7 protein-coding genes and 1 pseudogene are annotated in these 11786 nt (G+C 67.1%); 4 read left to right on the top strand and 4 right to left on the bottom strand.

Annotation, left to right across the window (positions count from 1 at the left end):
- Both H926_RS33625 and H926_RS28875 read left to right on the top strand, forming a co-directional pair.
- Positions 1 to 518, top strand: a 518-nt coding sequence (locus H926_RS33625; RefSeq protein ID WP_022677652.1) for a hypothetical protein, incomplete at its 5' end; no start/stop codon positions are given.
- A 158-nt stretch (positions 519 to 676) separates the two neighbouring features.
- The gene (locus H926_RS28875; protein WP_158271917.1) at positions 677 to 1636 is read left to right on the top strand and encodes a phosphatase PAP2 family protein; all 960 of its coding nucleotides are present in this window, start codon (positions 677 to 679) and stop codon (positions 1634 to 1636) included.
- A 73-nt stretch (positions 1637 to 1709) separates the two neighbouring features.
- On the opposite strand, the gene H926_RS28870 is transcribed toward H926_RS28875, so the two are convergent.
- The 4 genes from H926_RS28870 to H926_RS0118645 form a co-directional block, all read right to left on the bottom strand.
- Complete coding sequence (locus tag H926_RS28870) at positions 1710 to 5927, bottom strand: translocation/assembly module TamB domain-containing protein (RefSeq protein WP_022677650.1); 4218 nt, start codon at positions 5925 to 5927, stop codon at positions 1710 to 1712.
- Entirely contained in the window at positions 5927 to 8245 is a 2319-nt protein-coding gene (locus H926_RS0118655) for an autotransporter assembly complex family protein (protein ID WP_022677649.1), read from the bottom strand. Before H926_RS0118655 ends, H926_RS28870 begins: the two co-directional genes overlap by 1 nt.
- On the bottom strand, positions 8190 to 9071 hold the full coding sequence (locus tag H926_RS28865; protein ID WP_082209234.1) for an arginyltransferase: 882 nt from the start codon (positions 9069 to 9071) through the stop codon (positions 8190 to 8192). Before H926_RS28865 ends, H926_RS0118655 begins: the two co-directional genes overlap by 56 nt.
- A 213-nt stretch (positions 9072 to 9284) precedes the next feature.
- Complete coding sequence (locus H926_RS0118645; protein WP_022677647.1) at positions 9285 to 10538, bottom strand: threonine ammonia-lyase; 1254 nt, start codon at positions 10536 to 10538, stop codon at positions 9285 to 9287.
- A gap of 110 nt (positions 10539 to 10648) precedes the next feature.
- Here H926_RS0118645 and H926_RS0118640 point away from each other — a divergent pair, with 110 nt between their 5' ends.
- Both H926_RS0118640 and H926_RS33620 read left to right on the top strand, forming a co-directional pair.
- Positions 10649 to 11551 (top strand): NAD(P)-dependent oxidoreductase, encoded by a 903-nt coding sequence (locus H926_RS0118640; protein ID WP_022677646.1) that lies wholly within the window; start codon positions 10649 to 10651, stop codon positions 11549 to 11551.
- A pseudogene (locus tag H926_RS33620) lies at positions 11548 to 11786 on the top strand (hypothetical protein); the annotation flags it as partial. The gene H926_RS0118640 and the pseudogene H926_RS33620, both read left to right, overlap by 4 nt.

Genomic DNA, 11786 nt, shown 5'->3' with positions numbered 1-11786 from the left:
CGGCCTTCCTGTGCTGCGCCTCGGTCGGGCCAGACAGCGCCGTGGTGGCGCGGGTGACGCCTGAGGCCAAGCGGCGGTGGGGCCGCGCCGCCTATGGCCTGGCGCTGATTGCCCAGCTCTGGCGCTGGCCTCGCCCGGCTCTGGCCGTGACGATCGACGGCGCAGCCCACCGCGCCGAAGCGGTTTTCGTACTCAAGGGCCGCTTCTATGCCGGGCCGTGGACTCTCGATCCCCAGGCAGACTTGCGTTGCCGCGAATTTCGCGTGCTGCTGCTGCCGCGCGCGCGCCGGCGCGACATTGCGCGGCTGGCGCTGGCGGCCATGGTCAACCCCCGCTTTGCCGATCCGGCCTGGCAGCGATTTTCGGCGCAGACCGTCACGGTGACAGGGCAGGACGCCGTGCCGATCCAGGCCGACGGCGACATTCTGGGGCAAACACCCGCCCGGTTCAGCTTGGCGACAGCGCCCATCGCGTTTCTCTCATCTGCGGCGCGACAGACCACAAGGGACCAGGCCTGATGCGCCCGCAGATCGAACGAGAACCTTGTGATGATGCTGTCCAGCCCCGGTCTCTTGCGCCGCCGCCACACCCTGGTCCTTCGCGGCCGCGCCCGATGCCCGTTCCACCACCCAGCGGCACGGCCCACCCTTTCCAGCCGATGACGCCTGAAACATCGTTGGCGCCCGTACGCGCCGCGCCGCCGGTCGATCGCTGCCTGTGGGCACTGGTCGGCGGTTCGGCGCTGGTCGTCATGGCCATGATGGTGGGCAATCGCCTTCCAGTCGTGGTGGCGAGCCCGTCCTTCGCGGTGCTGGCCCTGATTGTCGCCCTGTTCTTGGCCACCTGGCGCCACTGTGCCCGCGCCACCACGCCGTTGCAGGCCCGGCTGCGCAACCTCAGCGAATATGGCCTGATCCTGATCGCGATCGGCGTGCTTGGCGCGGTGGCCAGCTATCAGGTGGCAGCGATTTCACGCGGGTTCTGTGACGATGCCCTGCAACGCTGGGACGAGGCACTGCATTTCGACTGGCTCGGCCTCTACGCCCTGGTGGTGCGCCATCCGGTGCTGCAATATACCGGATCGGCGGCCTATAACGCCGTGTTCCTGTACCCCTGGGCCATTCTGATCTGGCACAGCTGGAAGGGGGAACGCGACAAGGCGCGCGAGTTCCTGCTCACCTTCTGGCTGGCTGCGGTCATCACGCTGGTGCTGTTTCCGCTGTTCCCGGCACGTGGCGCGCTATCGCACCTGTGGCACGGCGCGGTGCCCTATGCCCCCAGCAACGGGCTGGACCAGGGCACGGTGATCGCCGCCCTGCGCGCCCATCGCCTGGCCGGAATCGAGCTGTCTTCGGTCACTGGCCTGGTATCCGCGCCCAGCTTCCACACTGTGTGCGGCCTGCTGTTCATCACCTTTTCCTGGCGGATCGCGCACCTGCGCCCGCTGATCGTGCCGCTCAACCTCGTGCTGCTGGCCGCCACCCCGATCGAGGGATCGCATTACCTGGTCGACATGGTGGTGGGCGCCGCCGTAGCTGGGGCGGCCTATGTGCTGGTGCGCAAGCGCTTAGCCTTGCTGGCCTGGGTCCAGGGCATTGCCACCCGCCGCCTGCGCCCCGCCGCCATCACGCGCTGAGCACTCGGCACCATCTCCTTTACCGTGAAGCCGGTGGTCCGGCGCCCACATGCGCGGGCGCCGGACCTTCGCCTCAATAGTCCTTGCTCGCTTTGACGCTGATCTGTTCGTCCCCGATCGTGGAGATCGTGGCGAGCAGGGCAAGCCAGCGGGTGATGCGGAATTCGATCGAGGTGGCGTTGTAGCCGCGTCCGTCGGTCACCAGTTCCAGATAGAACCGGCGGCCCAGGTACTTGCCCACCGCGATCGACGTGCCGCGCCCGGTGGTGGCATCAGCCCCCACGATGCGCAGGCGATCGAGCCCGATGGCGCTGCGCACCTTGTTGATCGGATCGCCGCCCCCGCCGCCGCGCAGGCTGGCCAGCGCCGAGGCCAGCTGCACCGCTTCTGGCGCGGAAATCTGGGTGATCGACGTGCCGAACAGCAAGCGGCTGAGCAATTCTTCCTCGGGCAGCGCCGGGGTTGAGCTGAACGCGATGGAGGTATGCGCCGCCGTGCCGGTGATGCTGATCGTGGCCGTCACCCCGTTGGCATCGCCCGTGGCGACGATATCGAGCTGCGGATCGATCGGCGTGGAGCCGGTAAAGCGGATCTTGCCGCGCGTCAGGTCAAAGCGCTTGCCAGCAAATTCATAGGCCCCCCGGATCACTTCGGCGGTGCCGGTGATCTCGGGCGCGGCAGTGGTGCCGCGCAGGTGAATGTCGGCGCCCCATTCGCTGTCGAGGCCCATGCCGCGCACGGCCACGCGATTGGCGGCGACGGCATCGATCATGAACTGCCATGGCGCCGAAGGCACCTTGGCCGGGGCGGCATCGGCCGGGGCATTGATTTCACGCGTCTTGATCGTCGGCAGATCGGCCGCCGCGCTGGCCTTGCCCAGCGCCCAGCTGGCCTGGTCAATCCGCACGCGGCCGGCGATGGTGCCGCCATTGCCGGTGCTGATCACCCGCAACGGCCCGGTCACCGTGGCCGACATATCGTCGCGCCGGATCAACTGGGCGTTGCTGGCCGCCAGGCGCAGGTCGATGCCCACGCCCTTGGTGGCGATGGCCGAGAGGTCGATCGTGCCACTGCCTTCCACCTTGCCGCCATTGCTGGTGGTGCCGGCAAAGTGCTGCAACGCCAGGTGCGAGGCATCGAAGCTGCCGGCGGCTTCCACATTCTGGATATCAGCCCCGATCAGCGAAGAGCGGACACGTAGGCCCTTGGCCGCCAAGGCGCCGGACAACAGCGGGGCATCGATCGTGCCGGTAATATTGGCCACTGCGCCCAGGGGGCCGGTAAAGTCGAACGCTTCCACCCCCGCCAATCGCCAGAGCGATTCGGCCGGCCCGCTGTAGCGCACCTGGGCGTTGAGCTTCCCGCCGCGCAGGCGTTCGGCCAGGGTGCCGCCACGCGGCAGATCGGCGATCGCCGCCTGCAAGCGTCCGCGCACCGCGCCCTGATCCTTGACCACCGCGCGCGTCTGCAACGACGCGGCATCGAGTTGGCCAATCAGATAGAGATCCACCGGTTGTGAGGTCAGCACCAGGCCAGAGCGCGAGAAGTTGCGCACCTGGATCGCAACATGGCCTTGCGGCGCGCCGGTGCCATCGTCGCTGTAATCGATCAGGCCCGATGCCAGGCCGCCCAGGCCAAGGTCGGCCACAGCGATATCCAGCACCGACAGCGGCATCCGCGCGACCTTGAGGTCGATCTTGGTGGGTCCGCCCAGCACATGGCCTTCGGCGATGACGATGCCGCGACCAAAAGTGACTTGGGTGGGATTGAGCTTCCAGCCCTCGCCCTCGCGCTCCATCACCATGCGGCGCGGCATGTCCACCGTGCGGCCGGCATAGTTGCCCGCAACATAGGCGACGATCTTGTCCGGCTCGAACGCGGCAGTGCCCTGCAGCGCAAATTGCGTGCCGCGGCGCCCGGCGATGGACGCGGTGACGCTGCCCGAGCCGTTGACCAGCGCGGCACTGGCCGCCATCCGGCCGATGAACACCTTGCCCGCCGCAAGCCCCTGCGCCGTGACGTTGGCGGTCAGCGTGCTGTTGCCCTTGGCGAACAGGCCGTCCACGTCGATCTTGGCATTGCCGATGGCCAGCGGCATATCGCCACCAAACTTGGCATTGCGTGCCAGGATCAGCGCCTTGACCATCTGCCCGCCATCCTGCGGCGCGAGATGGATCGTGCCGTCGAGCCCCCCGCCCTTGAGCGCGAGATCGCCGGTCACGCCGTCGCCGCCCAGCGTGACGCCGCCGCTCACGTCGGTTTGCCACACGCGCAGAAACTGGATCTGCAACCGGGTCGGCCCGCCCTTGGGGGAGAACAGCCCCATCGAACCGTTGAACGGCCCCAGGCGCGACTGGCCTTGCGCAGTAATCCCCAGGCCATCGGCGATCGGGCTGATGCCCACGCGCACGTCTTTGAGGCCAGCGGCCGGCAGCGGGCTGGCAAAGACCAGTTCCGCATGCGGGCCATCCTTGGCCATGCGCGCATCGACGGTAAACGGGCCGTAATCGGTGGAACGGCCCTGGCCGACCACGCTGGCAGTGCCGTCCTGGCCGACCTGGCCATCCATGGTCAGCGTCAGCTTGGGCGCGTTGACCGCCACCTTGCGCAGCGTGAGCGGAATATTGCCGCCCATGCGCGCGCTGCCGGTAAAGCGCACGTCACCACCGGCGAGATTGGCCAGGGTGGCGTTGCTGAGGCGCGAGAGGCGCCCGGCGGCATTGGCCTGGATCGACCATGGCAGGTTGTCACCCACCTTGATCAAGACCTTGGCCGTGCCATCGAGCATGCCGACATCGGGCACGGCAAAGCCGCGCGCCACAATCGGCCCGGCCAGGGCATAGCCGCCGCGGGCGATATCGCCGCGCAGCGTCAACCGCGCATCGAGCCCCTTGAGATGCAGCGCCAGCGGATCGGCCGAGAGCGCATTGCCGCGCAAGGCCAGGCTGCCCTGCAGGCGCGCGCCCGACAGATGCTGATCGACCATGGCCTGGCCGCTGCGCAGAACCTGTGCCGTTACATCGAGCGGCAGGACCAGTGCCTTGCCATCCCAGCGCGCGGTCCCAGCGGTGCGCAGGCCCTGGGCAGTGATCTGGCCCGAGCGCAGATTGCGGATCGTCAGTACGTGCTGGAACGACAGATCGGTGAATGCGCCATCGAGCGTGCCGGTCAGCGCCACGCCATCGGCTTGCGGATTGGCCAGCAGCTTTTCCGGGCGCAGGACTTGCGCCTTGACCGCGATCGCTTCGGCGCGATTGTTGGCCAGATCAAGGCCGCCCTGGGCCATCGCACGCAGCGTGGGGGTAATGGCAAAAGCCGTGCCCTGCGCATGGCTTTGCGCAAAGGTGCCCTGATAGAGCAGCGACACCTTGCCGCCGGCTGCGGCCGCCGCAGTGCCCTTGATCAGGTCGGCCGGAAACAGCTGGCCAGCCAAGCGATAGGTGCCACTGCGATTGTCGAGCAGGAAGGCCGCCATGGTCTTGCCATTCTGCTGCGCCCAACCAAACCCGTGCCAATCGGCAAAGCTGCCGCGCCCGGCGACGCGCAGATGCACATCACGGCGAAGGCCGGACAGCCCGGCCAGCAGGCCATCGCGCGGCGCATCATAGATGCCACCCAGTTCGAAGCGATCACGATCGGGCTGGCTATCTAGATGCAGCACCAGGCGATCGCGCCCGCCCAGCTTGCCGGTCACATCGACCAGCGCGCGACCGTTGCGGATATCGGCGCGCGCCTGCACGTCGATATGGCGGCGATCGCCGACGATGCCCTTGGCGATCGTCAGGTCATCCAGCGCAAAGCGATCGATGCGGATATTGAAATCGGGCAGGATAGGCGCGTTGGGATCGCCCGGGTTCATCTTGGGCGTGCGCCACAAGGTGCCGTGATGGAACACCAGCGTGCGAATATCGAGACCGCTGTGCAGCCACGACAGCGGGCGCCAGTCCAGCTCGACCTCGGGCACGGTCATGAAGCGGCCGTGGGGATCGCTGATCACCACATCGCGCAGGGTGGAGGCGCCGAACAGCGAGCCATCGATCCGCCCGATCTTGACGCGCAGGCCCGAGCCCGGCGTGACCTGGGCAATGCGATCGATGACGAAGCGATGCCCGATCGCTGAATCGAGGATCAGGAACAGCACGCCAAGGCCCGCTGCCAGCAGCAGCAGGCCTGTGGCCAGGCGCCGGGCCCAGCGGGCGGCAAAGCCGGGCTGGCGCGGCGTGGCGCGGGCCGGAACAGGGGCAGGCGCGGGGGCGCCGGCCGGGCCGGTATCTTCCGTTTCCTGCACCATCAGAAGGCTTGCCCCAGCGCGATATAGACCCCCAGGCGGCTGTCGCCCGGGCGCGGATTGATGGGCGTGCCCACGTCGATGCGGATCGGGCCGAAGTTGGTCTGATAGCGCAGGCCAAGCCCGGCGCCCAGGCGCATGCCCGACAGCGTGGGCGTGGCATTGGTGCCCACCGTGCCCGCGTCAACGAACGGCACCAGGCCCACGGCCCCACCGAACAGCCCGGTCTTGACCCGCGCTTCCAGCGAGAATTCAGTCAGCGAGCGGCCGCCGGTCGGCTCTCCGGTGGCATCGAGCGGCCCCACCCGCTGATAGGAATACCCACGCACCGACGCGCCGCCACCGGCGTAGAACCGCCGCGACGGCGCGATGTTGTCAACCTGCGTGCCGACGATGGCGCCGAGCCGGGTGCGTGCCGCCAGGATTACCCGGCTGCTGATATGCTGGTACACGCTCGCATCGATCTGGGTTTTGACATAGCTCGACTTCGTGCCGTCGGTCGTGGAAAGTTCCGGCGAAACGCGCAGCGACAGGCGCCAGCCCTTGGTGGGATCGAGCAGATTGTCGCTGGCATCATAGGCGCCGCGCAACGGCAACGCGGCGATGAAATAGGTGGTGCGCGGCGTGGTGCTGGTGGTTTCCTGCGTGCCGATCAGCTGGATGCCGAACGAATAGGTCCACGGCTTCTGGAAGATCAGCGTGGATTGCTTTTCCAGGCTGGCCGTGGCCGACAGCGTGTTGGCGTCATAGGCCCGAACCTGGATCGTCTGGGCATAGAGATCGGCCGTGAGGACCTGGTCACGCTCGTGGAAATTGTTGCGGCGGAACGTGAAGCCGGCGAGCTGCTCCTGGGTGCCGAGCACGCCGCGGAAACGGATCATCCCTTCGGGCGGGAAGAAGTTGCGGTGTTCCCAGCTGCCTTCCAGCCGCGCGCCTTCGCCGCTGGAATAGCCGATCAGGCCCGCCAGCGTGCGCTGCGGCGCCTTGGTCAGGTCAACATCCACGTCGACCACGCCCGGCTGGCCATTGGTGGGCGGGGTCACTTCGCGGGCCTTGACCGTGGCGGTGGACACCAGGCTGGTGGCAAGGATGCCCTCGCGCAGGTCGTCCATGTCGCTGCGCTGGTACATGTCGCCGGGGCGGAAGCGGGCGATGCGTTCCAGGTGGCGAGAGCTGAGATAGGTCGGAAGGTTGCTGTTGACGTGGCCAAAGCGATACTTGCCGCCAGTGGTAACCGGCAGGTTGAGATCGCCGGTGCGCGGTTCGTGGTCGATTACCAGATCGGGTTCGCCGACCGTGGCAAAGGCATAGCCGCGCTCGCCCATTTCCTTGTTGAGGCTGTCCTTTTCCGTCAGGATCTTGTCGGAATTGATCGGATCGCCAACATTGAGGTGGAACGCGGCGCGCAGATTCTGGGCATCGCTGGCGGCCTGGATATCGCCCAGCGCGATATGGGCAAAACGGTATTGCGGGCCGGGCTGGATATCGAACCGTACCACGGCCTTGGCCAGGCTCGCCTGGCGCCGCGCCCGCGCCTCTTCAGCGGTTTCCGCCTTGGCGGGGGTGGCGCCCGCGCCGGTAGCAGCGCCGGCCGTTCCAGCCGCTACGGGCGTGGTCGTCGGGCGCTCGATCGTCTGGATCACGTCGGGATCGTAATAGCCATAGACGCGCAGTATCTGTTGCAGCAGATCAGCGTCGCTCTTGGCGCGCCGGGTCAACTGCGCCAGGTTGTCTTCATCGTCCTTGAGCGTGGCGAGCGCGGACAGCCCCTTGAAGCGGGCAACGATGGCATCGCGATCGGGCAGCGTGACATCAGGCGGGAACGCCAGCTCCACCTGGTTGGCCACATGCACCAGCGTTGCGTTGGCGATGCGCAGCCCTTGCGCCGAATCATCGGTTTCCAGCGCCACGCCGGCGGCCTTGGCCTGTTCCTGGGCATCGGCGATGTCGGGATCGGGGCTCAGCGGCTCAATCGCGGGGAGATCGGCCTTGTCCGGCCATTCCAGGGTGATGCCCGGCATGGGCGGCAGGGCGGGCAGCGGATCGGGGCTGATCAGCGTGGAAACATCCGGCACGGTGGTGTGCGCCGCATCGGTATCGCGCGCCCATGCCTGCGGGTTGTCGATCGCCGAATCCGGGATCAGCGCCTCAAGCGCGGGATCGGCATTGCGCGACTGGCCCAGCGCCGGCAGCGGACCGAGCGTTGCACCCAGGCCCAGCCCAAGCGTGGCCAGAGCCCGCGCCAGGCCTGACAGGCAGAAGATGTCAGAGCGGAGGGAAACCTTCGGCCAGGCCAGTGCCGGCCACCCTTGCCGCGCCATGGCCCACCGGCTGGGACGCCAGTTCAGGCTTGGCCGGCATGGCATTGCCGCCATCGCTGCGGCCAAGGCGATCGATCGCATCTGCCTGGGCACCGGGCTCGAACGCGTGCCAGCCATCCCGGCCCAATCGCTCCATCGGGCGATAGCGAACCTTGTACTGCATCCGGGCCGATCCCTCGACCCAATAGCCGAGGTAGACGTAGGGCAGGCCGATCCTCTGTGCGTGGAGGATGTGATCGAGAATGATGAAGTTTCCAAGCCCGCCGCGCGTTTCGTGATGTGGATCGTAAAAACTGTAGACCATCGAGAGCCCATCACCCTGCTGATCGGTCAGGCAGGCCCCCACCAGTTTGCCCGGGCTGCCATCGGCAGTGGGCTCCCTGTATTCAATCACATAACTTTTCACCGACGTATGTTCCACCATGTCCGCGAAATCGATTTCGTCCATGGTCGCCATGCCGCCACCCGGATGACGGGCAGCGAGGTAACGCCGCAAGAGGTCGAATTGTTCCGCAGTGGACCACGGTTTGCATGCGGTGACAACCAGATCGCCGTTGCGGCGCAGATCGCGGCGTTGCGTGGCCGAAGGGCGGAACGCGCCCGCCACCACCCGCACCGAAACGCACGCGGTGCATTCAATGCATGAAGGACGATAGGCCACGGTCTGGCTGCGGCGAAAACCGATCCGGCTCAAGGCGTCGTTGAGTTCTTCCGCGCCCGGCCCCTTCAGCTCGGTAAACACCTTCCGCTCCTGCCGATCGGGCAGATAGGGGCAAGGCGCCGGGCTGGTGACGAAAAAGCGGGGAAAACGGACAGGCGCAGTCACAGCCAGAGCAGTTCCTTGTCGCTGGCCGGCCCATCCGGCGCGCGTCGTGCCCATCACCGTGCCCCGGCATGGCCCTGGGTTAAAGCATGTTAACCACGAAATCCGTTCCGCCGACAAGCCTGCCCGGTCATTTCGGAGTGTATTTCCATGCCGCCGCGCGATCCCGTGCCATGGCAGGACACCCTGCCCGGCACGGGTTAACGGATCAGCGCGTCACGCCAGTTCCACCTGGGTCACGTCATAGCCACGGTTGCGCAGCGCGCGCACTAGGAGATCGATCTGCTCGCGGTTGCGCGCTTCGCACTCGATCTCGGCGGTGAGGCCCTTGGCCGGCAGCGAGGTGAAGATGCGCTGGTGCCACACCTCCAGGATGTTGACCTGGTGGCGGTTGAACTCTTCCACCACGCTGTAGAGCGCGCCAGGACGATCCTGCAGCACGATGCGCAGGCGCCCGAGCCGGCCCGAGCGGGCGAGATCGCGCAGCAGCACGTTGGCCAGCAGACGCGTATCGATATTGCCGCCGGTCAGCACGATGCCCACCTTGCGCCCTTCGAACATGGCGCGGTTGGCGATCACGGCGGCCAGGCCAGCAGCGCCCGCCCCTTCGACCACGGTCTTTTCGATCTGCAGCAGCAGCGCCACCGCCGATTCGAGCGCGGCTTCATCGACCAGGACGATATCGTCCACCAGCGTCGCCAGCACGGCCGAGGTGAACGCCCCCGGTTCCTTGACCGCGATGCCTTCGGCCAGCGTGTCTCCGCCGCACGGCAGGCTCTGGTGCTTCAGCTTGTCATACATCGAGGGGAACAGCTTTGCCTGCACGCCGACCAGGCCGATCCCCGGCTTCATCGCGCGCGCAGCGGTGCCCATGCCGGTAAGCAGCCCGCCCCCGCCGATCGGCACGGCCAGCATGTCGATCTCCGGAACGTCGGTGAGCATTTCCAGCGCCACGGTGCCCTGCCCGGCCGCGACGGCCGGATCATCGAACGGATGCACGAACGTGAGCCCGCGCTCCGCCTCAAGCAGGCGAGCATGGGCGTAGGCTTCGTCGAACGTTTCCCCTTCGAGCACGACGTTGCCGCCCACGCTTTCGGTCTGCATGATCTTCACCGCCGGCGTGGTGCGCGGCATCACGATCGTGACCGGCACGCCGAGCCGCGTGCCGTGATACGACAGGCCCTGGGCATGGTTGCCGGCAGAGGCCGCGATCACCCCGCGCGAACGCTGTTCTTCGGTCAGCAGGAGAAGGGCATTGAGCGCGCCGCGTTCCTTGTAGGCGGCGGTGAATTGCAGGTTTTCGAACTTAAGATAGATTTCTGCGCCGGTGATCCGGCTCAGCGTCTGGCTATGCAGCGTGGGGGTGCGCACCACCTTGCCCATAATTCGCCCGGCCGCCGCGTGAACGTCGGCAAGGGACAGCAGGGCATGTGCCGGCTGTTGGGCGAGCTTGTGGACAAGGTTTTCCATAGTGAGCCACCCCCTAATGCAAAGGGGGCAGCAAAGAAACCGTTTCCGCATCCAGCGATCAGCCCCAAGGGAGGGCTGGCGCGGGTGCACAAAGCGGCTAAACAGCGGGCATGACCGAACCACTCACCATCGCATGCATCGGCCTTGGCACCATGGGCGGGCCGATCGCCCGCCATCTGAGCCAGGCCGGCCACCGCCTGACCATCTTCAACCGCAGCGATGCCCGGCGCGAGGCCTGGATGGCCGCCAATCCGGGCCTGGCCACGCGCATTGCCGCCAGCCCGGCCGAAGCGGCCGAAGGCGCCGATGCGGTGATCACCTGCGTGGGCAACGATGATGACCTGGCCGACGTGGTGCTCAGCCCGCAGGGCGCCTTTGCCACGCTGCGCCCCGGCGCCGTGCTGATCGATCATACCACGGTTTCGGCGCGCATAGCCCGGCAGATTGCCGTGGAAGGTCGCGACAAGGAAATCCTGTGTGTGGATGCGCCGGTTACCGGCGGCCAATCCGGCGCGGAAAGCGGCACCCTGTCGATCATGTGCGGCGGCAGCGACAAGGCGATCGCAGCAGCCCGGCCGATCCTGTCGGCCTATGCCAAGCGCGTGGTCCACGTGGGCAAATCTGGCGCGGGGCAGACCACCAAGATGGTCAACCAGATGTGCCTGGCCGCCACGATCGCCGGCCTTTCCGAAGCCATGCGCTTTGCCCAGGCCGCGCATCTTGACCTTGCCAAGGTGTTCGAGGCGATTTCCGGCGGCGCCGCGCAATCGTGGCAGATGGACAACCGCTGGGACACCATGGCCGCCGATTCCTTTGATTTCGGCTTTGCCGTGGACTGGATGCGCAAGGACCTGGGCCTGGCGATCGAGGAAGCGCGCGGCCTGGGCGCCAGCGTGCCCACCACCGCCCTGATCGACCAGTTCTATGCCGAAGTGCAGGCGCTGGGCGCAGGCCGCCAGGATACCAGCGCGCTGATTCGCCGCCTGCCGCTGCGTGGCCAGAAGCCGGCATGATCAGCCTGCGTCCGGCGACCCGCCCCGCCCTCATCGCCGCCCTGCTTGCCGCCGCAGCCCTGCCGGTTGCCGGGCATGCCGCGCAGGCCCCATCCACCGATACGCTGGTGGACAATGTCCATGGCGAAACGATCGGCGCCGATGGCCAGCCCGAACAGGTCATCGGCCTGCTGTTCGATCGGTCCGGCGTGATCCGCCAGGTCTTTCACCCTGGCGACAAGCTGCCCAAGAAGGG

Origin of the sequence: Novosphingobium sp. B-7 (assembly GCF_000410615.1) — a bacterium.
Taxonomy (GTDB): domain Bacteria; phylum Pseudomonadota; class Alphaproteobacteria; order Sphingomonadales; family Sphingomonadaceae; genus Novosphingobium; species Novosphingobium capsulatum.
The sequence above is the reverse complement of the archived record's forward strand: the minus strand, read 5'-3'. Positions and strand labels throughout refer to the sequence as shown.